The following is a 24,832-nucleotide window of genomic DNA, read 5'->3' as shown; positions in this document are numbered from 1 at the left end:
GGCGTTTTGTTGTTTTTGGAGCCATAATTTTAGGTGCTTAAATTCAAGAAGCTTGTTTGAGTTTAGGAAAAACCTTAACCAACCTAATTCGGTTTTCTTCCAACGCGACGACTTCCATCGGATGCCCTTCTACTTGCACACTTAAATGGCTTTCAGGGATGTCTTCTAAGTGTTCAAGAATAAGCCCGTTGAGTGTGCGAGGTCCATCAGTAGGCAATTGCCATTTCAAACCTTTGTTAATATCGCGAATGTTAGCGCTGCCATCAATTAAGAAACTACCATCGCCTTGAGGAACGATCTCTTCTGCAAGGCTAGGGGCAATAGAAGTCGTAAATTCACCGACGATATCTTCTAAAATGTCCTCTAAGGTAATCAAACCAATAATGTCACCATATTCATCGACTATAAGACCTATGCGTTGTTTCTTGCGTTGGAATTTTAGTAGTTGGACATTGAGAGGTGTACCCTCGGGAATAAAGTATACTTCATCGGCTGCGCGTAAAAGACGTTCTTTGGTGAACTCGTTTTTTTCCAGCATCAAACGATAGGCTTCACGAAGGCGCAACATCCCCACGGCTTCGTCTATTTGATCGCGATATAGCACGACTCGACCATGGGGTGAGTGTGTTAACTGACGAACGATGGACTTCCAATCATCATTTATATCGATACCCGTAATTTCGTTTCGTGGCACCATAATATCGTTCACGGTAACGTTTTCCAGGTCGAGTATCGACACCAACATATCTTGGTGGCGGCTCGGAATTAGATTACCAGCCTCATTAACGACCGTTCTCAGTTCATCTGAACTGAGGTGCTTGTCATCGCCATGACGAGCTTTGACACCAAGCAGGCGAATAAACCCATTAGTAATGAAATTTATTAAGATGACGAGCGGGGAAAGCAGTTTCATCAATATCATCAAAATGATGCTGCTTGCGTATGACACTCGTTCTGGGTAAAGGGCTGCCAGTGTTTTTGGTGTGACTTCTGCAAACACTAGTACCACTAAAGTAAGGGCACCTGTTGCTATAGCGACACCGAGGTCACCATAGAGGCGCATACCTAGAATAGTAGCAATAGCAGAAGCAAGAATATTAACGAGGTTGTTGCCGATAAGGATCAGACCAATTAATCGATCTGGACGGTCGAGTAGTTTTTCCACCCGCTTGGCACCCTTATGACCACTATTGGATAAGTGCTTTAATCTATATCGGTTAAGAGCCATCATGCCGGTCTCTGAACCTGAGAAATAACCTGAAATTACAATCAGACACGCGAGTAGCGCAAACAAGATACCCGTTGATATGTCGTCCAAAACTGACCTGTTCCTTTTAATGTTTAGATTAATTTATGACCTAACTGGCACTGGAAGTCAATTGTAAGTAAGGGGTCTGTAGCATAGGTATAAAAAAAGGTGCACCAATGCCCCCTTAATTAATTGAGAATGATCTCACGTACAAATCGGCTACCAAAGTAGGCAATTGTCAGTAATGTGGCACCAGCGACTGCAAACCAAGTGACTTTATTACCTCGCCAACCGCGCTGATAGTGTCCCCAGATCAAGACGGAATAGATAAGCCAAGCAATGAAAGAGAGGATCGCTTTGTGGGCTTTACCTTGGACAAACATATCTTGCACGAAAGTGAAACCGGTGACCAAGGTCATGGTCAGTAGTAGGTTTCCGATCAGAATGATTTTGAAGAGCTGGCGTTCAATCAACATCAGAGGTGGAACATTAGGATTGATTGCGAGTGCTTTTTTCGCTTTTAAACGATTGTCTAGCCATGCGAGTTGCAGCGCATACAGTGCGCCGATAGTCAGCGTAGAGTACGAGAATAGTGCCAGCGAAATATGAATAAGTAGCTTGGGATCATTTTCGAAGTGAGTAATGTAGCTACTTGGTAATAACGTTGCCGCAAGCAGGTTGATGGCAGAAAAGCTGTACACGACGGGTAAAAGAAACCAGATTCGAGTTTTTAGCATTGCCACACTCATCACTAGTGAGATTATAAAGCTGATGAGGGATGCAACGTTCAAGATGCTAAAGTTCTGCCCTGACCCCGACAATATAAGAGCACCGAGAGACCAAGCATGGAACGTCAACGCAAGTGCTGCACCAACCATGACGGTTTTTGCTCGAATGCCAGTTTGATGAACAAGGCCTGGGATGATCGTTGCAATCGCTAATATATAGAGAATTGCTGCGCTTACTGCGACTAAGTTGTCCATTACTCTCGTTTAAGTTGGTGGATTTTTAACAAATTATACCTTGCATCAAGCTTTTGGGCTATGAGAGATCTATGTTGAATTATGAGAGATGAGATATCAAATTTTAATCGGGTAGTGCCAAGCAAGGGTTGGCTAAGGTATACTCATAATAATTTATCGCCGAATTTAGCGAAGAGAAACGATGTTTGAGAATTTAACGGATCGCTTATCCAGTACCCTGAAAAACATCAGTGGTAAAGGACGTCTTACTGAAGACAATATTAAAGATACACTGCGTGAAGTGCGCATGGCGCTATTGGAGGCTGATGTTGCCTTACCAGTTGTGCGTGAATTTGTTAAGCGTGTAAAAGACAGCGCCGTAGGTGTTGAGGTATCAAAATCTCTAACGCCAGGGCAAGAATTTATTAAGATCGTTCAAGCTGAGCTTGAAGCGGTTATGGGCGAGTCGAACGAGGCATTGAACCTAGCGGCTCAACCACCAGCCGTGATTTTAATGGCGGGTTTGCAAGGTGCGGGTAAAACCACATCAGTCGCTAAGCTTTCAAAGCTATTAAAAGAACGTGATAAGAAGAAAGTTCTTGTTGTGTCTGCTGACGTATACCGTCCTGCAGCAATTAAGCAGCTTGAGACTTTGGCAACAGAAGTTGATGTTGATTTCTTCCCATCTTCAGCAGATCAAAAGCCGATTGATATCGCCACGGCTGCAATAGATCATGCGAAAAAGAAATTCTATGACGTCCTAGTCGTGGATACTGCCGGTCGCTTAGCGGTGGATGAGCAGATGATGGCAGAGATTCAAGATCTGCACACTGCAATTACCCCTGTTGAGACCTTGTTTGTTGTTGACGCCATGACGGGTCAAGATGCGGCAAATACAGCTAAAGCTTTTGGCGATACACTTCCTCTTACTGGTGTCATTTTAACCAAAGTAGATGGTGATGCTCGAGGTGGTGCTGCGCTATCGGTTCGTCATGTCACGGGTAAGCCAATCAAATTCCTAGGTGTTGGTGAAAAAACTGATGCACTAGAACCCTTCCATCCAGATCGTGTTGCATCCCGTATCCTTGGGATGGGTGACGTACTGTCGCTGATCGAAGATCTACAACGTAATGTAGATACCGAAAAAGCAGAAAAGCTGGCGAAGAAATTCAAAGATAAAAAAGGCTTTGATTTAGAAGATTTTCGTGAGCAGCTTGGTCAGATGCAAAACATGGGTGGCATGATGGGGATGATGGATAAGTTACCCGGCATGAGTAACTTGCCCGCGAATGTAAAAGACAAAGTTGATGATAAAATGTTCCGCCAGATGGAAGCGATCATTAACTCGATGACTATGAAAGAGCGCCAGCGCCCAGAACTAATAAAAGGTTCGCGTAAGAAGCGTATTGCCGCAGGTTCGGGTACGCAGGTTCAAGACGTTAACCGCTTGCTGAAACAATTCACCCAAATGCAGAAAATGATGAAAAAAATGCAGAAAGGTGGCATGAAAGGCATGATGCGCAACATGCAAGGCATGATGGGTGGCGGCGGTGGCGGCATGGGTGGTGGTTTTAATCCATTTGGTCGATAGACCAGCCTTCATATTCCTATTTTCAAGGTGTTAGCTATATCACATATTTATTCTCAGATTTGTGGTGGTGAAAAAATAGCTAAAGACCTTGCATTGCTTCTGAATAAGAGTAAAATTCCGGAGCTTTATTTTGGCACGAGACCCCAAACTGTATAGCAAAACTAAACGGTTATTGGGGTTAATTTTATTTTTGAGAAAGCAAAGAGGACGACATGGTTACCATTCGTTTGGCACGTCACGGCGCTAAAAAGCGTCCATTTTACCAAATCGTAGTTGCGGATAGCCGTAACGCAGCAACTGGCCGTTTCATCGAGAAAGTAGGTTTCTTTAACCCTACTGCTCAAGGTCAAGAAGAAGGTCTACGTTTAGACCTAGACCGCGTTAACCATTGGGTTGGTCAAGGCGCGTCTGTTTCTGACCGCGTTGCTAAGCTAGTTAAAGACGCTCAAAAAGCGGCTTAATTCTTACTAAGAAGTAGAAATTAGCTTATGTCGATGAAAGGTAAAGAAGCAATGAGCGAGAACAAGATTGTTGTAGGCAAGTTAGGTGCTACTTATGGCATTCGCGGTTGGCTCAAAGTTTTTTCCTACACAGACAATGCTGAAAGCATTTTCGATTATAGCCCTTGGTTTTTGGACCAAAAAGGCAAGTGGGTTGAACATAAAGTAGAAAGCTGGAAACGTCATGGTCAAGGCTATGTATGTAAGCTAGCAGGGTTGGATGTTCGCGAAGACGCGCAACTGATGACCAATTTTGAAATTGCTATTGACCCTGCAGTACTACCAGAATTGTCAGAAGATGAGTTCTACTGGCGTGAATTGTTTGGTATGCAAGTCGTAACCACTAAAGGTTACGATCTAGGTGTCGTTTTAGACATACTAGAAACTGGCTCAAACGATGTTTTAGTAGTTAAAGCAAATCTTAAAGATGCTTTCGGACAAAAGGAACGATTAATCCCGTACCTTGAAGAGCAAGTGATCATTAAAGTTGATCGCGAAGCTCAACGGATCGAAGTTGACTGGGATCCTGGATTCTAACTCTAAGTAACGGAGCGATTGAACAATGTGGGTTGGCATAATTAGCCTGTTTCCTGAAATGTTCCGTAGCGTTACTGATTTTGGAGTAACAGGTCAAGCGGTTAAAAAAGGTCTTTTGTCTATTGAGACTTGGAATCCTCGTGATTTCACTCATGATAAACATCGCACTGTCGATGATAGACCTTACGGTGGTGGTCCAGGTATGTTGATGATGGTTCAGCCTTTGCGCGATGCCATTCACGCAGCCAAACAGACCTCACCGGGTAAGACGAAAGTTATTTACCTATCTCCTCAAGGTCGTAAACTCGACCAAAAAGGAGTTGAAGAGCTGGCGACTAATGAGAATTTGCTTCTTATTTGTGGTCGCTATGAAGGGGTAGATGAACGTATCATCCAATCCGAAGTTGACGAAGAATGGTCAATCGGGGATTTTGTGATGACGGGAGGAGAAATCCCAGCCATGACGCTTATTGACTCGGTCTCTAGGTTTATACCTGGAGTGCTTGGAGACTTTGCATCAGCAGAAGAAGATTCTTTTGCAAATGGTTTGTTGGATTGCCCTCACTATACGCGTCCAGAAGTGTTGGATGGCAAAGAAGTACCCACGGTACTCATGTCAGGCAATCACCAGGACATTCGTCGCTGGCGACTAAAACAGTCGTTGGGCCGTACTTGGCTAAGAAGACCAGAGCTTCTGGAAAACCTAGCTCTGACTGACGATCAGGAACAATTACTGGCTGAATTCATTAAAGAATATCAGGTACAGTAACCTAATTTTATTAGTATCAGTTTAATCTAGGAATTTATTAAAATGAGTAACATCATCAAAGCTCTTGAAGATGAGCAAATGAAGCAAGGCCTACCTAAATTTGCACCAGGTGACACTGTTGTAGTTCAAGTTAAGGTAAAAGAAGGTGAACGTGAGCGTCTACAGGCTTTTGAAGGCGTTGTAATCGCAATCCGTAACCGTGGTCTGCATTCAGCATTCACTGTTCGTAAAATCTCTAACGGTGAAGGTGTTGAACGTACGTTCCAAACACATTCTCCAGTTGTTGATAGCATTGAAGTTAAACGCCGTGGTGCAGTACGTCGTGCCAAGTTGTACTACCTACGTGAGCGTTCTGGTAAGTCAGCTCGTATCAGAGAGAAACTTACTAAGAAGTAATGCTATAACTAGCGTTCTCATAGTAAAAAACGGAGTCGAGAAATCGGCTCCGTTTTTTTTCGTCGGCATTTAGGCAATTGGTATCCGACCAATAAAAAAGGCTGACACTTTCGTATCAACCTCTCTCATTAGTATCTGATAGCCTAGTACTGATCTTCTGACCACCCGTCGCTGTCTGACATATCTTCCGCACCAGCTATACTGTTTTCTTCATCTGCCCACTCGCCAAAATCGATCATTTGACATTTTTTGCTACAGAACGGGCGGAAAGGGCTTTGTTCACCCCAAATAACTTGCGTGCCACATTGAGGGCAGGCTACTTTGGTTAATTTAGTCATAACACTATCTGAATAGAAAAATTTAAAGGTAGTATAGCAATTCTGCTATTACTCGGTAAGTTAGCAACATACGGCAAGATCAAACTCAACATCCCCGATGTAGGCTTGACCTGATTTAAAATCAATGAACTTAATGGCAAAGCGGTTTTTGTGACCGGAAATCATGGGATAAACACTGTAGTGCATTGGAATATTTAACCGCAGAATGTTCGCTTCTTCCGCATCGCTTTGGAAGAAGGCATTTAGGGCAACTACTGCCTGAAATCGCCCAGTCTCTCTAGTGAGTTGTAGCCATAATTTAAGTGCGTTAGACAGTGAGCTTAGTGTTTCCATCCAATCGCGAGCATCTTGCTGTTTTGTTTCGTTGGGTAAATGACGCCAGTGATGCAGTGCAGGAAGATCAAAACAGCATGCCCCACCTGGTAGGTTGAAGCGTTGGCGAATAGCGCTTAGAAAGCGGTCTTCTTTTAAACTCTGTCCAAAACGTTCCGCTGACATCAATTCACTATGTGCCTGATCAACTTCTTGCAGAATGCTTTGTAGCATGTCTTGATCAACACCTTCGACGTTAATCCAAGTGCGATAGGATAATCTTTGCTTCTCGATATCTTTTGCCAATTCACTTTTTAATTGGATTTGTTCAAATATTTCGAGCAAATCGAATAAGGCGCGAAAGAAGTTTAGATGCTGTAAATCACCATTAAATTTCGATGATACATCCAGCTGATGTAGCAAAGCCTCTACTCGCAGGTAGATTCTAGTTTTCTCATTCAGCGGATGTTCGAAATATTGCGTGGTCATTAAGCTGCTGCCTTGAAAATTGATAGCTTCATTCTCACAGATTTACCCTACACATTTCTAGGTACTTTTTATGTAATTCTGTGATTTGGGGCAAAAGTTGCTGGTTTTGTGAATGATTTTTAATCACATCGTCAGCGATCGCTAGGCGTTGCTCACGGCTAGCTTGAGATTGTAGTATGGATTGAACTTGCTGACGGGAGACATCATCGCGATTCATGGTGCGTTCAATTTGTATTTCTTCGTCAACATCGACAACTAATACGCGATCGGCTAGCTGTTGTAAGTTGTTCTCTACCATAAGAGGGATTACCAGCAGTGCGTAATCAGAAGTAATTTGTTTGAGTTGTCGCTTCAGTTCGCTGCGTATCATTGGATGAAGGAGCGCATCTAGCCACTGCTTCTCTTCTCTATTAGCGAAGATGATCTCTCGTAGAGCAGATCGATTCAAACTACCATCTTGTTGTAAAATTTTCTGCCCATAGCGCTGGGCAATATACGTTAACCCCTCGCTATTTGGTTCTACGACTTCACGAGCGACAACATCCGCATCAACGATATCAATCGAAAACTGATCGCGAAACAAATTTGCTACAGTCGTTTTGCCGCTGGCAATCCCGCCAGTTAAGCCAATAACTAAAGCCATTTTAAGCTCCAAGTAGGAAACGGTAATAGTGTTGTAAGATATCTTGTCCCCATAAGAGCGTAACCCAACCGGCTATTGCTAAGTAAGGACCAAATGGAAAGGCTTTGTCGATGCCTTTTTGCTGCATGCGAAGTTGGATAATGCCAAAAACCAGTCCAACGAGTGAAGAAAGCAAAATAATAATTGGCAAATATTGCCAGCCAAGCCAAGCGCCGAGGGCGGCAAGTAATTTAAAATCACCATAACCCATTCCTTCTTTACCTGTCAGTAGTTTGAATCCCCAGTAGACACTCCATAAGCAGAGATACCCAGCAATAGCGCCAATAACTGAGTCTTGAAGGCTTACAGGGCTAATACCAAATAACGATAAGCTGATACCTGCCCACATTAATGGCAGAGTCAGTTGATCCGGCAATAGCATGGTGTCTAAATCGATAAAGGTGGCGACAATCAGAACGAAAGTGAAAAACAGCAGTGCGATAGAGAAGTAACTGAAACCAAACTGTAAAGCCATTACTAGACAGAGTACGGCTGTTAGCGTTTCAATTAGCGGATAACGAGCACCAATGCTTGCGTGGCACTGGCGACACTTGCCTTTTAACATTAGCCAACTCAACACCGGTATATTGTCTATTGCTCGGATCTGAGTATCACAACTAGGGCAAGTTGAGCGAGGAACACTGAGGTTATAGGTGCTGTTATCAATTTCAAGCTTACATTCTGGAAAACTTTCTTGGCATTCTTTACGCCATTCACGCTCCATCATAATGGGCAGGCGATGGATGACGACATTGAGAAAACTACCCACGATCAGACCAAAAATAGTCGCTAACAACGGGAATAACCAAGGGTAGTGAAGAAAGACAGCCATAAAAAACTCAGTAATATGCAAGAGGTGGAATTGATGATTGAACGGCTATCTTAGCCTATAACATTCATTAAGTTAAAGATGGGTAAGTAAATAGCGAACACCAAGCTACCTACGATCAAGCTCAAAAAGATGATAATCAAGGGTTCGATGATCTTTCCAAGATTATCGACCGTGTCATCAATCTCGACTTCATAGATCGTCGCGACTTTGTGAAGCATGTCATCTAATCGACCTGATTCTTCGCCAATCATCACCATTTGTAATGTCATTTCAGGAAAGCTATCAGTATAACGCATCGCTAAATAGAGTGGCATTCCTGCTGCGGTCTCCCTGTAGACAGATTCGAGCGCAGTTTGGTAATGGAGGTTACTGGCTGTTTTAGCTGAAGTTTGTATACATGCAAGAATAGGGATGCCCGCAGAAAAACTGGTTGCTAAAGTACGACTAAATTTTGCTATGGATGCCTTTGATATAATGGATCCGACAATAGGAATGCGAAGGCTAAGGCGACTGAAATAGAGCTGCCATCGAAATGAACGAGTTATTAATAATTTAATTAGCAAGAATAGCCCGATAGTTGCGATAGCAATCGAAAAACTGTGCGATTGAGTAAAGTGGGAAACGGTCAATACCTGTTGAGTGAACCAAGGTAGTTCAGACCCGAAGCTAGTAAACAGGCTTTCAAACTCAGGAATAACCAGTGTTAGCATTAAATAGCTGACGACAATGGCGACGAGAAAAATCATACATGGGTAAATCATTGCTTTAATAACTTTGGATTTTAATTGTTCTGATTTTTCGCGATAGTCGGCAATACGTTGAAAAGTATCGGCGAGGTTACCTGCGGCTTCACCGGAGGCAATTAGGTCGACATACAATGAATCAAAATGGCGGCTCGCTTTGAGGGCGACGGATAAAGGCGTGCCTGATTCAATGTTTTTGCTTAGCGAAAGTAATAGAGACTTTATTTCTGCTTTACGATAGTTATCACTCACTAATTTAATCGCTTGGACGATCGGAATTCCGGTGGTAAGCATGGTCGCCAATTGACGAGTGAGTAAGGTAATATCTTTGCGTTTCACGCGCTCTAACTGCATGCGAAGCGTTGATACTTTTTTGGGGACAAGAGTTTTGACGGTTATCTTTTGCTGTTTGAGTTTATCGCGCACCTCCATCTCACTCAGGGCTAAAATGCGACCAGAGACTGGGCGACCAAGCTTGTTGACTCCCTTCCAGCGGTAATTCCTCAGCTCAATTAGGCGGTTGACCATCATTCATTGCTCCTTAAGAGATATAAAGAACTCGTTGTAGTTCTTCGAAACTGGTTAAGCCTTGGCTGAGTTTTTCTATGCCTGCGTTTTTTAATGTCGTCATCCCTTGTTTAATCGCAATGCCTTCAATGTTGCGTGCACTCGCGCCAGTCAGTATCGCTTGATGGAGTTCACTGTTGATCGTCATGACTTCAAACAACCCAATTCGACCAGAATAACCACTGTTGCAGTCCTCACAGCCCAATTTGTGAGCTTGGAACAAGGTTTGCTCGCATGGCAGGCTTATTTGTTGGCTTAACTCTGTGCTGATTTGGTAGCTCAGTTTACATTTGGGACATAAGAGCCTGATTAGTCTTTGGGCAATCACGAGGCTAAGTGAAGAGGCGAGGTTGTAAGGTTGTATCCCCATATTTTGTAGTCTTACCAAAGTTTCTGCTGCTGAATTGGTATGTAATGTAGAAAGAACTAAGTGCCCGGTCTGGGAGGCTTTAATTGCAATTTCTGCCGTTTCTAAGTCTCTAATTTCACCAACCATTACGATGTCGGGATCTTGTCGTAAAAATGAGCGGAGTGCGGTAGCAAAACCAAACCCAATTTGTGGTTGAATTTGAACTTGATTGATTCCTGGTAAATTGATTTCGACCGGGTCTTCGGCGGTCGCGATATTGACCTCTGCTGTGTTGAGGATAGCCAGCCCGGAGTATAGCGACACGGTTTTGCCACTGCCGGTCGGTCCCGTCATTAAGATAAGCCCTTGCGGTTTTTTTAACGCATCTAAGTAAAGCTGCTTCTGTCTGTCGTCATAGCCTAACTTATTGATATCGAGCTGGGCTGAGCTGCTTTCTAACAGCCTTAGAACCACTTTTTCTCCCCACAATGTAGGCAGTGTTGATACCCGCATATCAACGGAGAGTTCGTCATTGAGTTTGATCTTACTTCGACCATCCTGAGGCAAACGTCTTTCGGCAATATTAAGGTTAGATAGAATTTTAACTCGAGTAGAAAGGCGCCGACCCAATTGCGCGGCAGGTTGATGGGTTTCTAGCAGTATGCCATCGCAGCGCAGGCGTATTCGATAGTGGTCTTCGTAAGGCTCAAAATGAATATCAGAGGCACCCTTGCGTATCGCTTCAAGCAGTATTTGATGAATATAGCGACTAACGGGCGCATCATCTTGACTTAAGTTTTCAACATTGCTCAGCTCTTCATCAGATAGGTTTACCAATTTTGCCAGATCAAGGGCGTTGATTTCCTTTTTATGGGACCCTGCTGATGGGATGTTGCGTCCATAAAGTGAATGGATTGCTTTCTTTATCGAGTTGATGTCAGCAATCACCAGCTCAATGTTTAGACCTGTTGCGAAACGAAACTCATCTTCAATTTCATTATTAACTGGGTCACTGGTTGCGAGAGTGAGTGTTTGAGAATCACGATCTATCGGAATGGTGCGGTATTTTTGAACAAGAGAGCTCAACCCCAAACTATGGCATAGAGAGTTAAAATCATATTCATGAAGATTAACGAGTGGGAGCCCCAATAGCTGGCTGGTGGTTTGTGCTAAATCTGCTGCTGTAATGGTTGCCAAAACCGTTTCCTCATCCAGTTCTGGCATTTTTAAAAGTTGCGAAATTTGCTGGGAGAGTTTGCTATCAATCTCACCGCTTTCTATCAATACGGTTAATAGTGCTGGGTTCACTAGTCTGGGCAGTAGTCTGTTTGTGCTGTACCACCAGCATCTTCACAACTTGCCTTCCAAGTGACACCGCTGGAAGTATATTTTGCAGTTAAAAGGTATTTTTCACCTGACTTTATCGGTCCTTTATCTGCTGATGCAGCAGCTTCTATGGTTACTGCCGATGAGATGATCTTCGCCACTATATTTACATTGTTGATCGATGCGCTTGGTACATTTCCTGCGGACGTTATACAGTTGGTTGTAAATGAAGCGCTGTCGGTTGCTTTCTCTTGAGCGCAAACAGCGACAGATAATTTTACCCCAGCAGCAAGCGTTGGAAACTCGGCAAGCGTGGCTTTCTTGGTGTAGTCCTGATAAGCCGGCACTGAGAAAACAGCTAATATGGCAATAATTGCCACCACTATCATCAGTTCAATAAGAGTAAAGCCACGTTGTAAGTTCCTAGAATAGTTGTTCATAACAATCCTCAATTTTGAGTGAGTTTATTCGCAACTAGCATAGGGTGCAGCGTTATGGGGATGAATGGGCAGATGAATTTATTCCGAGAGGTTGTTCGTTAATTAAATCTACTATTGCAGACCAATCCTTTGGACATTTGACCCAGCTCGCCAAGTCTCATTCGTTTCGTAAAAAAAACCGCATCATGGATGCGGCTTCTAATTTAGAGTAGCTTTTTCAAGCGGTAGAGTTCTTCGAGCGCTTGACGAGGAGTTAAGTCATCGGGGTCAATATTCGCGAGCGCTTCTTCCACTTCACTGGGTTCAGGAATAAGGCTGAGTTGATTGGCTATGTCAACCGCGCTACTACTTACTGAAGATACGCTGCTACCCGCATGAGCAAGCTGTTCAAGTTGCGTTAACTTTGCGCGAGCGTGCTTGATTACAGTTTTTGGTACGCCAGCTAAGCCCGCTACGGCTAAACCGTAAGATTTACTCGCCGCACCTTCTTGTACCGCGTGCATAAAGGCGATGCTATCACCATGCTCAACAGCATCAAGATGAACGTTCGCCAAGTGTTCAATTTGGCTCGGTAGTTCTGTCAGTTCAAAATAGTGAGTTGCGAATAGCGTCAAAGCGCCAATCTGTTTCGCTAGCCATTCGGCACTTGCCCAAGCGAGTGATAAGCCATCATAGGTACTAGTACCACGACCGATTTCGTCCATTAACACTAAGCTGCGTTCGGTGGCATTGTGCAAGATGTTTGCAGTTTCAGTCATCTCGACCATAAAGGTTGAGCGACCAGAAGCCAGATCGTCTGATGCGCCAATACGAGTAAAGATACGGTCGATAGACCCAATGTGCGCAGATTCCGCTGGAACATAAGAACCTATGTGTGCCATTAAGGCAATTAAAGCGGTTTGGCGCATGTAAGTCGATTTACCGCCCATGTTAGGACCGGTAATGATCAGCATCTTACGTTGATGATTTAGCTCGATCGGGTTGGCAATAAAAGGTTCATCCATAACCTGTTCAACCACTGGGTGGCGACCTGCTTGGATGGTTATCCCCGGCGTTTCGCTCATTATTGGTCGACAGTAATCTAGGCTATCTGCGCGTTCGGCTAGGTTTTGTAGTACATCAAGTTGAGAGACCGAAGAGGCAAGATTTTGCATCTGTTCAAGGTACGGCATCAATAAGTCAAATAACTCATCCCAAAGCTTTTTCTCAATCGCGAGAGCTTTTGATTTTGAACTTAGTACTTTGTCTTCGTGCTCTTTAAGCTCAGGAATAATATAACGCTCAGCGTTTTTCAGTGTTTGGCGGCGCACATAGTGTGGCGGAACCAAATGACTTTGACCTCGGCTAACTTGAATAAAGAAACCATGTACCGCGTTGTAACCGACCTTGAGCGTATCAATATCGTGACGCTCACGTTCTTCACGTTCAAGCTTGTTAAGGTATTCTGTTGCACCATTAGCAAGAGCACGCCATTCATCGAGCTCTGCGTTGTAACCTTCAGCAATAACACCACCATCTCGAATTACGACTGGTGGGTTTTCTTTTACTGCGTGCTCTAATAGCTCACAAGCACCTTCAATTGGTGCGGCATACTGAGTTAACTTAGTTAGGTATGGGTGCTTCAATGCTGACAATACACTCGCAAGTTCGGGTAGTTGTTGCATTGCATGGCGTAAGCGAGCTAAATCACGTGGGCGAGCAGAGCGCAGTGCCAAGCGCGCTAGAATACGTTCAATATCACCAATCTGTTTTAGTACGGGTTGTAACTCACAAAACAAGCTCTGCTCTTTGATGTCAGAAATCGCATCAAGACGTTGATTTAGTGTTTCTATGCATCGCATTGGTTGATGCAGCCAGCGTTTAAGCATTCGGCTACCCATTGGCGTTGCTGTTTTATCAAGAACATCAGCGAGCGTGTTGTCTAATCCACCGGAAAGGTTATAGGTGATCTCTAGATTACGACGAGTCGCGGCATCAAGAATCACAGAGTGGTCTTGGCGATCAAACGTTAAAGAGCGAATGTGGGGTAGTGCAGTACGCTGCGTGTCTTTGACATATTGAATTAAGCAACCTGCGGCGCAAAGCCCCAACTCGGCGTGTTCAACGCCAAAGCCAACTAAATCTCGACTACCAAACTGTTGATTAAGCTGTTGTTTTGCAGTGTCAATTTCAAATTCCCAGATAGGGCGACGACGATTGCCACTACGTGAAGACATCAGATGAACAGGTCCGAAATCTTCTGGGAATAGTAGCTCACGAGGAGAAGTACGTTGTAGCTCCGCCGCCATAGCTTCTTCACTTTCTGGTTCGCTTAACTGGAAACGACCAGAAGTAATATCGAGCGTAGCAAAACCGAATTTGCCGTTATGATGATAAATAGCGGCGAGTAAGTTGTCGACGCGTTCTGACAGGAGAGCCTCATCAGTGACCGTTCCTGGCGTAACAATACGTACAACCTTACGCTCGACAGGACCTTTACTGGTAGCAGGGTCGCCAATTTGTTCACAAATGGCGACTGATTCTCCAAGTTGTACTAATTTAGCTAAGTAACCTTCAACGGCATGATAAGGAACACCAGCCATAGGGATTGGCTCGCCAGCCGAAGAGCCGCGCTTGGTCAGCGAGATATCAAGCAATTGTGAAGCGCGTTTGGCGTCATCATAAAAAAGTTCGTAGAAGTCGCCCATACGATAAAACAATAAAATATCTGGGTTTTCCGCTTTTAACTTATGATATTGCTGCATCATTGGTGTGTGTTTTTGTTCGGCTTTCACGGCTAACTTCTTTCGTTTATGACAATTGCGGCTTAGGATACGTGAATCGATCTCGGGCGAAAAGTCACATTAAGGATTTTGAACATGGAATCACATCAAACATTGAGTATATCGTTAGGTAAACTGCTGTTAAAACATCAGCAAATTTTGGCAACGGCTGAGTCCTGCACTGGTGGCGGCGTGGCGACTGCGGTGACGGATATCTCAGGCAGTTCGGCATGGTTTGATCGTGCTTTTGTGACCTACAGCAATGAAGCCAAGATGGAAATGCTTGGTGTACAAGTTTCGAGTTTAGAATCTTATGGTGCGGTGAGTGATATTGTCGTTAAAGAGATGGTACTCGGTGCGCTACGTCACTCAAATGCGACAATTGCAGTTTCAATTAGTGGTATAGCGGGACCTTCCGGTGGCAGTGATGATAAGCCTGTAGGGACGGTTTGCTTTGCTTGGGCTAATAAAGAAGGGTGGCTTAAAGTCAGTACTCATTGCTTTGATGGCAATCGAAGCCAAGTTCGATCGCAAGCAGTTGAACATGCGATCAAAATCTTGTGTGAATATATGAGTGAAGCTGCGTGATTTTATCTATCCAACTTTAAAAGCGTCGAGAGATCAGTACTCTATCGTTAGATATTTAAAAAAAATTCACACAGGTATGGACACTGTATGAATCAACAGTATAATGACATTCATTAATTGTTCAGTAACCACTGAGCAGGACGATACAAATTTTTTATTCGTCAGTTAAGGCGAGTAGTTTGGAGAAAGTGATGGACGAGAACAAACAAAAAGCCCTCGCCGCTGCGCTAGGTCAGATTGAAAAGCAATTCGGTAAAGGCTCAATCATGCGCCTTGGTGACAACCGCACCATGGACGTAGAAACAATTTCTACTGGCTCACTTTCTCTAGATATCGCATTAGGTGCTGGTGGCTTACCTATGGGTCGTATCGTAGAAGTTTACGGTCCAGAATCATCAGGTAAAACAACACTGACTCTTGAATTAATCGCTGCTGCACAACGAGTAGGTAAAACTTGTGCGTTTATCGATGCAGAGCACGCGCTAGATCCTATCTACGCCAAGAAACTTGGTGTAGATATTGATGCGCTACTTGTTTCTCAGCCTGACACAGGTGAGCAAGCATTAGAAATATGTGATGCATTAGCTCGCTCTGGTGCAATTGATGTTCTTGTTGTTGACTCGGTAGCGGCATTAACACCAAAAGCAGAAATTGAAGGCGAGATGGGTGATAGCCACATGGGTCTTCAAGCCCGTATGCTTTCTCAAGCGATGCGTAAACTAACGGGTAACCTAAAGCAGTCTAACTGTATGTGTATCTTCATCAACCAAATCCGTATGAAGATTGGTGTGATGTTTGGTAACCCAGAAACGACAACTGGTGGTAATGCGCTTAAGTTCTACGCTTCAGTACGTCTTGACATCCGCCGTACAGGTTCTATTAAAGATGGTGATGAGGTCGTTGGTAACGAAACTCGTATTAAAGTAGTTAAGAACAAGATCGCAGCGCCATTTAAGCAAGCTGAAACTCAAATTCTGTATGGACAGGGTTTTAACCGAGAAGGTGAACTTGTCGACTTAGGTGTAAAACATAAGTTGGTAGAAAAGGCCGGTGCATGGTACAGCTACAATGGTGATAAGATTGGCCAAGGTAAGGCGAATGCTTGTAAGTATCTAAAAGAGAATACTGAAGCTGCTAAGACTATTGATAGCAAGTTGCGTGAAATGTTACTCACGCCAGCTCAGCCTGAAGAACCAGAAACGGGTGAGTTGCCTCAAGAAGAATTCTAATACGTTCTATTTATTGTTTTAAAGCCCTGCTCTAATTAAGTGGGGCTTTTTTTCATCTGCTTAAACTCAAAAGAGTAGATCGTTGTACGTTTAGTTGGCTTGGTAGCGAAACTATTCACTCACCGACTGAAAACAGCCTCACTAACTCTATCACTATCCTTTCGTCACCTCCGAGATCCAAATTAAGCCTAGAGCGGTATGGCATGACATCTTCAATGGTATTCCCTACGACAATTAGAACTGCTGCCATCACTAGATACCTTCTTTAACTCCTATCACTTACTAACAGCAATGGACTTACACACCTTAGTCGCTACCATGGCAAGTGAATTTTGAAGTGACAACGCCAAATCTATTCCTTTCTACTACTTGAAGTTGCAGCGGTGTTGGCTGTGTTCGTGCGCCCCAATCACATAGTTCACCTATGCTCAGGGACTTTCTTACTGCCGCCAACCTGCACCTTCAAGTTCTTACGTATATATATTGAACTGTTTCTGTGATCTTAAGCATTTATTTACCGAACTTTTCAGTGAATAAAATACGCAGTTTGTTATTTGAGTTTTTATTTTTAATGGAATGAACGGCAAATATCTAAGATAAAAGTAGTCGTAGAACTTTGCGGATTGTTTAGGGTTAATATTATTGTTAATAACAATCGTAAAATAAATGCATTGGTATTTATTTTCACTTAAATAATAAATACCAATGCGATGTGGTGCAACATCGGTGCAACAGAACCTGATTGGAGCCCCTTATAAGTTGACCTTTAATTTATAAATTAGAGTTGTGTGACCAGTTAGTTAGTAGAGTTTTAACCTAGTTACAAAAGAAAACGCATAATTTCCATCTTTTCAATGTAATTATTGCGGCATTAATCATTAAATATATAGGTTGTTATTGTTAGTTTTATGTAAAAGGGGGTGGCATTTGAACGACTTTTGACTCAAATTGCCTAGGTGTAAAATTAAATGCACAGTCAAATGTACATATTAAAGTGTTAACCATCTCCCATTATGGCTTCTTGCTATCAAAATGAATTGTCTTGTGCAATACCAGTCAATCAAACAATTGAAATAAACATACCCTCCAATATCTAATTTTGGCAATAAAGTGGGCGTCTATTTTTCTATACAAAAATTAGGATGTATACCGATTGGCTAGCTATTCCATTGCATCAAAAAAAAGACTTTAATAGCTTCGAAGTTTGGGAATACACCCAATTAAATAAAGTATATGACCATTAAATAAATTGGAGTAAGTTAAAATGGATAAACGTTATCCTGCTGAACCGTTTCGTATTAAAACTATCGAAAACGTATCAATGATTGGTCGCGAAGAGCGTGCTGAAAAAATGAAAGAAGCTGGTTACAATACCTTCCTTCTAAATAGTGCTGATGTTTACATCGACCTACTAACTGACTCAGGCACATCTGCAATGTCTGACAAGCAGTGGGCTGCTCTTATGACTGGTGATGAGGCTTACGCTGGTTCTAAAGATTTCTTCAGACTAGAAGAAGCTGTTCAGCGTCTATACGGTTTCCCATACCTAATTCCTACGCACCAAGGTCGTGGCGCTGAGAACATCCTTTCTCAAATCGCTATCCCTAAAGACAAAGGTCAGCAATACGTTCTAGGTAACATGTACTTCACTACTACACGTTTCCACCAAGAGCACAATGGCGCTAAATTCATCGATATCATCCGTGACGAAGCTCACAACGCTGAAATCGATATCCCATTCAAAGGCAACATCGACCTAGACAAACTACAATCAGCTATCGCTGAGAAAGGCGCTGAAAACATCGCTTACGTATGTCTAGCAATCACTGTTAACCTTGCAGGTGGTCAGCCAGTATCTATGGCTAACATGCGTGACGTTAGCGAAATCTGTAAAGCAGCTGGCATCAAAGTATTCTACGATGCAACTCGTTGTGCAGAAAACGCTTACTACATCAAAGAGCAAGAAGCTGGTTACGCTGACAAGACAATCAAAGAAATCTGTAAAGAACAGTTCTCTTACGCTGACGGCGCAACAATGTCTTCTAAGAAAGATGGTCTTGCAAACATCGGTGGCTTCCTAGCACTACGTGACGAGCACCTATTCGAAGAGTCAAAAGAACTAGTTGTAGTATACGAAGGTATGCCTTCATACGGCGGTCTTGCTGGTCGTGATATGGGTGCACTAGCACTTGGTCTAGAAGAGGCTCTTGAGTTCCCTTACCTTGACCACCGTATCAAGCAAATCCGTTACCTAGGTGACAAGCTACGTGCAGCTGGCGTTCCAATGATTGAACCAATCGGTGGCCACGCAGTATTCGTTGACGCACGTCGTTTCCTACCACACCTAACTCAAGATCAGTGCCCAGCTCAAACTCTAGCTGCGTCTGTATACATCGAGACAGGTGTACGTACAATGGAACGTGGTATCGTTTCTGCTGGACGTAACCGTGAGACTGGCGATCACTTCCGTCCAGCTCTAGAAACAATCCGTCTAACTATCCCACGTCGTGTTTACACTTACGCACACATGGACGCAGTTGCTGACGGCATCATCGAGCTATACAAAAACCGTGATTCAATCAAAGGTCTAAACTTTGTATACGAGCCAAAACAGCTACGTTTCTTCACTTCTCGTTTCGAGTACATTGAAGCATAATTAGCATAGTCTAGTTTGGTTATTAAGCCTCCCTTATTAGGGGGGCTTTTTTTATGTCTAAAACCCATGGAATGAGTTAAATCAAACGGACTGTTAAAGATTATTCACTAGCCTTTTTATAAAGGGCATGTTGGGGATGAATACATCAAGAGCCAGTGGGAAAGCGAGTGTCACAAGGCGATATTGAGTAACGGAAAACCCAGTTAATGGTTTGTTTTATCGTACATTGGTTCGCTTTTATCCGATTGAGCGAAAAGTGATCTCAAAAAGCGACCAAATAGAGCAATTACCACGCTAGCATCTAGTACTAGCTTATGTGTACAATACAGCAAAATTCTATCTCGACTATTTTCAGGAAGAGCTGCATGTACATGAGCACAGATGAGGTTCGTAACGCGTTCCTTAAGTTCTTTGAAAGCAAAGGACACCAAATCGTAGAAAGTTCATCGTTAGTACCGCATAACGACCCAACCTTGCTTTTCACTAACGCAGGTATGAACCAATTCAAAGATTGTTTCCTAGGTTTAGAAAAACGCGCCTACACTCGAGCCACTACGTCTCAACGCTGTGTACGTGCCGGTGGTAAACACAACGATCTTGAGAACGTTGGTTTCACTGCTCGTCACCATACCTTTTTCGAAATGCTAGGTAACTTCAGCTTTGGTGATTATTTCAAAGAAGAAGCGATTGCTTTCGCTTGGGAATTCTTGACTGAAACTCTACAACTACCAAAAGATCGCCTGCTTGTAACGATTTATGAGACAGATGATGAAGCGTTTGCTATTTGGAATGAAAAAGTAGGTATTCCTGCGGATCGTATCATCCGTATCGGCGACAAAGAAGGTGGTAAGCCTTATGAGTCAGATAACTTCTGGCAAATGGGTGATACTGGTCCTTGTGGTCCATGTACTGAGATTTTCTATGATCATGGTGAGCATATCTGGGGCGGTCGTCCTGGAACACCTGAAGAAGACGGTGACCGTTTCATCGAGATCTGGAACAACGTATTTATGCAGTTCAACCGTCAAGCTGATGGCACAATGGAACCTCTTCCTAAGCCTTCTGTTGATACGGGTATGGGTATTGAGCGTATTTCAGCCATCATGCAGGGTGTTCACTCCAACTACGAAATTGACGTATTCCAAGCGCTAATTAAAGCAGCAGCAGAAGTGATCGGCTACGACGATCTTTCTAACCAATCTCTACGTGTTATTGCTGATCACATTCGTTCATGTTCATTCCTAATCGTCGATGGTGTTATGCCATCAAACGAAGGTCGTGGATACGTATTACGTCGTATCATTCGTCGCGCAGTTCGTCACGGCAACAAGATTGGCGCGCAAGGCGTGTTCTTCCACAAATTGGTTGGCGTTCTTGCTGAGATCATGGGGACTGCGGGTGATGAACTTAAGCGTCAACAAGCTGTGGTTGAAAAAGTACTGCGTATTGAAGAAGAGAACTTCGGACGTACACTTGAACGTGGCATGACAATTCTAAATGAAGCATTAGATAATCTAGACGGCAAAATGCTTGACGGTGAAACAGTATTTAAACTTTACGATACTTACGGTTTCCCTGCTGACTTGACGAATGATGTGGCACGCGAGCGCGAATTTGCTATCGACGAAGAAGGTTTCGAGAAAGCAATGGAAGAGCAGCGTCAACGTGCACGTGAAGCGGGTCAATTCGGCACCGATTACAATGCAGTTATTAAGACAGATGCACAAACTGAGTTCTGTGGTTACACAGGTACAGAAAGTGACAGTGCCGTTGTTGCGATGTTTGTTGAAGGTGAAGAAGTTGAATCACTATCTGCAGGCGATAAAGCGATTGTTATTCTAGAGCAAACACCATTCTACGCGGAATCTGGCGGTCAGTGTGGTGATGCAGGTTTGATCAAAACTGAGTCAGGTCTGTTCAAAGTAGAAGATACGCAAAAACTAGGCAACGCAATTGCTCATCATGGCGAGCTTACTGAAGGTGTTGTAGCGAAAGGCGATAAAGCGCAAGCATTGGTGAATGCCGCTCGTCGTGCTGCGATCACGTTGAATCACTCGGCAACACATTTACTACACGCAGCATTGCGTAAAGTACTGGGTGAGCATGTGACGCAGAAAGGTTCTCTAGTTAAAGCAGAAAACTTACGTTTCGACTTTTCTCACTTAGAAGGTGTCACAGCCGCTGAACTCAAAGAAGTTGAACGTCTTGTAAATGCACAAGTGCGTCGTAACCATGACATCGAAACCAATGTGATGGATATTGAGTCAGCTAAGCAAAAAGGCGCAATGGCACTATTTGGTGAGAAATACGACGACGAAGTACGTGTACTTACCATGGGCGAATTCTCAACAGAGCTTTGTGGTGGTATTCACGCAGAAAACACGGGCGACATCGGTCTGTTTAAGGTCACCTCTGAAGGTGGTATTGCAGCTGGTATCCGTCGTATTGAAGCGGTAACGGGCGAAGCTGCATTAGATGTAATCGAAGCTCAAACGGCGAAATACGAAGATAAACTAGTAGAAGCGGCAAACAAAGCGAAATCGTTAGAGAAAGAAATCCAACAATTGAAAGACAAGTTGGCTTCTCAAGCAAGCGCAAGCCTAACCGATCAAGTGAAAGAGATTGCTGGCGTTAAAGTACTAGTTGCTCAACTTGATGGTGCTGACAATAAAGCACTTCGCGGTATGGTTGATGAGCTTAAAAATCAAATGGGTAGCGGCATCATTATGCTAGGCAACGTTGCTGACGATAAAGTGGGCTTAATTGCTGGTGTAACCAAAGATTTAGTCGGCAAAGTGAAAGCGGGTGAACTGGTTAATATGGTTGCTCAGCAAGTTGGTGGTAAAGGTGGCGGTCGTCCAGATATGGCGCAAGCTGGTGGCACTGATGCATCAGCGCTACCGGGAGCGTTGGAATCTGTAGATGCTTGGATTGCTGAGCGTCTATAAAACCCCATAAAAACTTACTGACGCTCAATCATTTTTGATTGAGCGTTCTTTTTTGTAGCAAATCGGATCTGACTGGTTTGTGGAATCGCTATTCGAAAACTAGTCGAATGGCATAATAAGACGATGCTCTTAGGAAGGTGAATACTGGTGAAAAAGCCTCTTATCGTGCAGAAATTCGGCGGCACTTCAGTGGGTTCTATCGACAGAATTTACAAAGTAGCAGAGCACATTATCACTGCAAAAAACCAAGGAAAACAAGTGGTTGTCGTGGTTTCAGCAATGTCTGGTGAAACAAACCGCTTGTTAGGTCTTGCGAAGCAGATCGATAGCGTGCCTGATGCTCGAGAGCTTGATGTACTGCTATCTTCTGGTGAGCAGATATCAATGGCACTATTGGCGATTACATTGAATAAGATGGGCTACCCAACACGCTCACTTACGGGCGCTCAAGCGAATATAATGACGGACAATCAGCACAATGATGCTGTGATCAAGCATATTGATGTGTCGCCAATCACCGAACTTTTGCTGCAAGATCAGATCGTCATTGTGGCCGGTTTCCAAGGCATTACTGCAAAAGGTGATATTACCACGCTAGGTCGAGGGGGCTCAGATACCTCGGCAGTTGCATTAGCTGGAGCTTTGAAAGCTGATGAGTGCCAAATCTTTACTGATGTTGATGGTGTTTACACTTGTGATCCTCGTGTCGTAGAAAATGCAAAAAAATTGACCGTCATTGATTTTCCCTCGATGGCTCGCATGGCGAAACACGGTGCAAAAGTACTGCATCTTCCTTCTGTGCTGTGTGCATGGAAAAACCAAGTTCCATTGCGAGTATTATCCACTTTTAATGCCAATACAGGTAGCTTGGTCAAAGGTGACAAATGCCTATTGCCCTTATGTGGACTAGCACTTCAGCGTGATATGTGTTTGATCAAAATAGCAGTTGAAGCGTTACCGACGGTGAAAAAACAGTGCGGTATGATCGGTATTGAGATTTGGGATGTGATTGAGCACCCAGATTGGGTTGGTATTGTTGTCAAGCAAGATGCTTACTCTAAACTAGAGTTGGTTCTACAAGGAAGAGTAGCAGACCGCCATTCTATTAGTTTGTTGACTGCGGTTGGTGCGAAAGCTGAAGAGTTAGCGAAGTCTTCATGTCAGTTACTTCTTGATAATGAGATAGTGACAATTCATCAAAAACTCGATAATCAGTCGTTTACTATTGCATTGTTCCCTGACTGTGTAGATAGTGCTGCAAATATTTTGCACCACGCTTATATAACACTTAGCGAAGCACACGATTGCCTACAAAAACATGCCTTTCTAAACTAGATTCTAATAAGAATAAAGTTTACGAAAATATAACTTTTGTTGGATAATGGCTTTGTAGCAAGAAATTTAAGAGATTACTCAAGGAGCACAGAATGCTAATTTTAACTCGCCGTGTTGGTGAAACTCTAATGATCGGTGATGAAGTCACTGTAACTGTACTGGGCGTAAAAGGTAATCAAGTACGCATCGGTGTTAACGCTCCAAAAGAAGTGTCTGTTCATCGCGAAGAAATCTACATGCGCATTCAGGCAGAAAAAGGTAATGGTAATGTTGCACCGGGCAACTACTAATTGCTAAAAAAAGCTGACATGTTGTCAGCTTTTTTTGTGGGCAAATTACGGAAAACTTACTAAGAAAGAACGAATAAACATCGCTTTGGTTAAATAGCCAACGGTTGAAAGGGTTTTTCCTATTTTTGCCAAGAAAGTGTTTGACTTATTTTTGGTAAATCGTAATATGTGCCTCCGCAAGACGGTGAGGTGGCCGAGAGGCTGAAGGCGCTCCCCTGCTAAGGGAGTATACGGCTTAATACCGTATCGAGGGTTCGAATCCCTCCTTCACCGCCATACTTGCGCTGTTCTTCGGAACAATTAGCATTGAAACTTTTCTTTTGGAAAAGCAGTAAAAAATTATGCGCCCTTAGCTCAGCTGGATAGAGTACCTGGCTACGAACCAGGCGGTCGGAGGTTCGAATCCTCCAGGGCGCACCATAATTTTTTACGACCAAAGATTAAAACGGTGAGGTGGCCGAGAGGCTGAAGGCGCTCCCCTGCTAAGGGAGTATACGGCTTGATACCGTATCGAGGGTTCGAATCCCTCCTTCACCGCCATTAATTGGCCTTAGGTCAATTTTTTTGTTTCAAATATAAGAATTCGTGATATATTTCACATTCTGCGCCCTTAGCTCAGCTGGATAGAGTACCTGGCTACGAACCAGGCGGTCGGAGGTTCGAATCCTCCAGGGCGCACCACTTTTAGGGTTTTARTTAATCCTGATATTGATACGATTTAGTGTYTCACTGAGTTAGTTTGATATCGAAACCTAGTGCGCCCTTAGCTCAGCTGGATAGAGTACCTGGCTACGAACCAGGCGGTCGGAGGTTCGAATCCTCCAGGGCGCACCACTTTTAGGGTTTTAGTTAATCCTGATATTGATACGATTTAGTGTTTCACTGAGTTAGTTTGATATCGAAACCTAGTGCGCCCTTAGCTCAGCTGGATAGAGTACCTCT

General features: G+C 43.5%; 22 protein-coding genes and 5 tRNA genes. 16 read left to right on the top strand and 11 right to left on the bottom strand.

Translation table 11 applies throughout. From position 1 onward, the window contains the following. Window positions 1-43: 43 nt before the first annotated feature. Together L4C38_RS17050 and L4C38_RS17045 are read right to left on the bottom strand one after the other, a co-directional pair. On the bottom strand, window positions 44-1,318 hold the full coding sequence (locus L4C38_RS17050) for an HlyC/CorC family transporter (protein WP_428798757.1): 1,275 nt from the start codon (window positions 1,316-1,318) through the stop codon (window positions 44-46). 119 nt (window positions 1,319-1,437) lie between these two features. Continuing rightward, window positions 1,438-2,232, bottom strand: a complete 795-nt coding sequence (locus tag L4C38_RS17045; protein WP_428798756.1) for a cytochrome C assembly family protein — start codon at window positions 2,230-2,232, stop codon at window positions 1,438-1,440. Between the two features lie 181 nt (window positions 2,233-2,413). On the opposite strand from L4C38_RS17045, the gene ffh reads away from it, so the two are divergent. The 5 genes from ffh (at window position 2,414) to rplS (ending at window position 6,004) form a co-directional block, all read left to right on the top strand. Continuing rightward, the gene (ffh, locus tag L4C38_RS17040; protein ID WP_428798755.1) at window positions 2,414-3,802 is read left to right on the top strand and encodes a signal recognition particle protein; all 1,389 of its coding nucleotides are present in this window, start codon (window positions 2,414-2,416) and stop codon (window positions 3,800-3,802) included. A 212-nt stretch (window positions 3,803-4,014) separates the two neighbouring features. Further along, window positions 4,015-4,263: a 30S ribosomal protein S16 gene (rpsP, locus tag L4C38_RS17035; RefSeq protein ID WP_004742593.1), complete on the top strand. Its 249-nt coding sequence runs from the start codon at window positions 4,015-4,017 to the stop codon at window positions 4,261-4,263. A 27-nt stretch (window positions 4,264-4,290) separates the two neighbouring features. Continuing rightward, complete coding sequence (gene rimM, locus L4C38_RS17030) at window positions 4,291-4,839, top strand: ribosome maturation factor RimM (RefSeq protein WP_428798754.1); 549 nt, start codon at window positions 4,291-4,293, stop codon at window positions 4,837-4,839. 25 nt (window positions 4,840-4,864) lie between these two features. Then, window positions 4,865-5,608: a tRNA (guanosine(37)-N1)-methyltransferase TrmD gene (gene trmD, locus L4C38_RS17025; RefSeq protein WP_428798753.1), complete on the top strand. Its 744-nt coding sequence runs from the start codon at window positions 4,865-4,867 to the stop codon at window positions 5,606-5,608. A 42-nt stretch (window positions 5,609-5,650) separates the two neighbouring features. Next, the gene (gene rplS / locus L4C38_RS17020; protein ID WP_428798752.1) at window positions 5,651-6,004 is read left to right on the top strand and encodes a 50S ribosomal protein L19; all 354 of its coding nucleotides are present in this window, start codon (window positions 5,651-5,653) and stop codon (window positions 6,002-6,004) included. Window positions 6,005-6,147: 143 nt separating this feature from the next. Here rplS and yacG read toward each other — a convergent pair whose 3' ends face one another. The 8 genes from yacG to mutS all read right to left on the bottom strand — a co-directional run bounded on the left by yacG (window position 6,148) and on the right by mutS (window position 14,856). After that, window positions 6,148-6,342, bottom strand: a complete 195-nt coding sequence (gene yacG, locus L4C38_RS17015; protein ID WP_428798751.1) for a DNA gyrase inhibitor YacG — start codon at window positions 6,340-6,342, stop codon at window positions 6,148-6,150. Window positions 6,343-6,402: 60 nt separating this feature from the next. Beyond that, entirely contained in the window at window positions 6,403-7,143 is a 741-nt protein-coding gene (zapD, locus tag L4C38_RS17010; protein ID WP_428798750.1) for a cell division protein ZapD, read from the bottom strand. A 34-nt stretch (window positions 7,144-7,177) separates the two neighbouring features. Beyond that, a complete protein-coding gene (gene coaE, locus L4C38_RS17005; RefSeq protein ID WP_428798749.1) occupies window positions 7,178-7,786 on the bottom strand; it encodes a dephospho-CoA kinase in 609 nt (202 codons plus the stop codon). Window position 7,787: 1 nt separating this feature from the next. Beyond that, window positions 7,788-8,657 carry a prepilin peptidase gene (locus L4C38_RS17000; RefSeq protein WP_428798748.1) on the bottom strand — a complete coding sequence of 290 codons (870 nt, stop codon included), beginning with the start codon at window positions 8,655-8,657 and terminating at the stop codon, window positions 7,788-7,790. Window positions 8,658-8,707: 50 nt separating this feature from the next. Then, entirely contained in the window at window positions 8,708-9,931 is a 1,224-nt protein-coding gene (locus L4C38_RS16995; RefSeq protein ID WP_428798747.1) for a type II secretion system F family protein, read from the bottom strand. Window positions 9,932-9,941: 10 nt separating this feature from the next. Then, complete coding sequence (gene pilB / locus L4C38_RS16990) at window positions 9,942-11,624, bottom strand: type IV-A pilus assembly ATPase PilB (RefSeq protein WP_428798746.1); 1,683 nt, start codon at window positions 11,622-11,624, stop codon at window positions 9,942-9,944. Continuing rightward, window positions 11,624-12,082 (bottom strand): pilin, encoded by a 459-nt coding sequence (locus tag L4C38_RS16985; RefSeq protein WP_428798745.1) that lies wholly within the window; start codon window positions 12,080-12,082, stop codon window positions 11,624-11,626. Before L4C38_RS16985 ends, pilB begins: the two co-directional genes overlap by 1 nt. Window positions 12,083-12,285: 203 nt before the next feature. Beyond that, the gene (gene mutS, locus L4C38_RS16980; RefSeq protein ID WP_428798744.1) at window positions 12,286-14,856 is read right to left on the bottom strand and encodes a DNA mismatch repair protein MutS; all 2,571 of its coding nucleotides are present in this window, start codon (window positions 14,854-14,856) and stop codon (window positions 12,286-12,288) included. 84 nt (window positions 14,857-14,940) lie between these two features. Between mutS and pncC the strand changes: the two genes are divergently transcribed. Together pncC and recA are read left to right on the top strand one after the other, a co-directional pair. Beyond that, window positions 14,941-15,432 carry a nicotinamide-nucleotide amidase gene (pncC, locus tag L4C38_RS16975; RefSeq protein ID WP_428798743.1) on the top strand — a complete coding sequence of 164 codons (492 nt, stop codon included), beginning with the start codon at window positions 14,941-14,943 and terminating at the stop codon, window positions 15,430-15,432. Window positions 15,433-15,623: 191 nt separating this feature from the next. Continuing rightward, entirely contained in the window at window positions 15,624-16,661 is a 1,038-nt protein-coding gene (recA, locus tag L4C38_RS16970; RefSeq protein WP_428798742.1) for a recombinase RecA, read from the top strand. A gap of 115 nt (window positions 16,662-16,776) precedes the next feature. Here recA and L4C38_RS16965 read toward each other — a convergent pair whose 3' ends face one another. Continuing rightward, a complete protein-coding gene (locus tag L4C38_RS16965; protein WP_428798741.1) occupies window positions 16,777-16,911 on the bottom strand; it encodes a hypothetical protein in 135 nt (44 codons plus the stop codon). A gap of 1,014 nt (window positions 16,912-17,925) precedes the next feature. Between L4C38_RS16965 and L4C38_RS16960 the strand changes: the two genes are divergently transcribed. The 9 genes from L4C38_RS16960 (at window position 17,926) to L4C38_RS16920 (ending at window position 24,724) form a co-directional block, all read left to right on the top strand. Further along, window positions 17,926-19,317: a tyrosine phenol-lyase gene (locus L4C38_RS16960; protein WP_428798740.1), complete on the top strand. Its 1,392-nt coding sequence runs from the start codon at window positions 17,926-17,928 to the stop codon at window positions 19,315-19,317. Window positions 19,318-19,682: 365 nt separating this feature from the next. Then, window positions 19,683-22,265, top strand: a complete 2,583-nt coding sequence (gene alaS, locus L4C38_RS16955) for an alanine--tRNA ligase (RefSeq protein WP_428798739.1) — start codon at window positions 19,683-19,685, stop codon at window positions 22,263-22,265. 147 nt (window positions 22,266-22,412) lie between these two features. Then, window positions 22,413-23,600: an aspartate kinase gene (locus L4C38_RS16950; RefSeq protein ID WP_428798738.1), complete on the top strand. Its 1,188-nt coding sequence runs from the start codon at window positions 22,413-22,415 to the stop codon at window positions 23,598-23,600. Between the two features lie 92 nt (window positions 23,601-23,692). After that, complete coding sequence (csrA, locus tag L4C38_RS16945; protein ID WP_009847619.1) at window positions 23,693-23,890, top strand: carbon storage regulator CsrA; 198 nt, start codon at window positions 23,693-23,695, stop codon at window positions 23,888-23,890. A 183-nt stretch (window positions 23,891-24,073) separates the two neighbouring features. Beyond that, window positions 24,074-24,166: transfer RNA gene (locus L4C38_RS16940), tRNA-Ser, on the top strand. A gap of 67 nt (window positions 24,167-24,233) precedes the next feature. Continuing rightward, a tRNA-Arg gene (locus tag L4C38_RS16935) sits at window positions 24,234-24,310 on the top strand. 27 nt (window positions 24,311-24,337) lie between these two features. Continuing rightward, window positions 24,338-24,430: transfer RNA gene (locus L4C38_RS16930), tRNA-Ser, on the top strand. Window positions 24,431-24,494: 64 nt separating this feature from the next. Then, window positions 24,495-24,571: transfer RNA gene (locus L4C38_RS16925), tRNA-Arg, on the top strand. 76 nt (window positions 24,572-24,647) lie between these two features. Next, window positions 24,648-24,724 (top strand) — tRNA-Arg (locus L4C38_RS16920). Window positions 24,725-24,832 lie beyond the last annotated feature (108 nt).

Source organism: Vibrio kasasachensis, assembly GCF_050337565.1.
Lineage (GTDB): Bacteria > Pseudomonadota > Gammaproteobacteria > Enterobacterales > Vibrionaceae > Vibrio > Vibrio kasasachensis.
The sequence above is the reverse complement of the archived record's forward strand: the minus strand, read 5'-3'. Positions and strand labels throughout refer to the sequence as shown.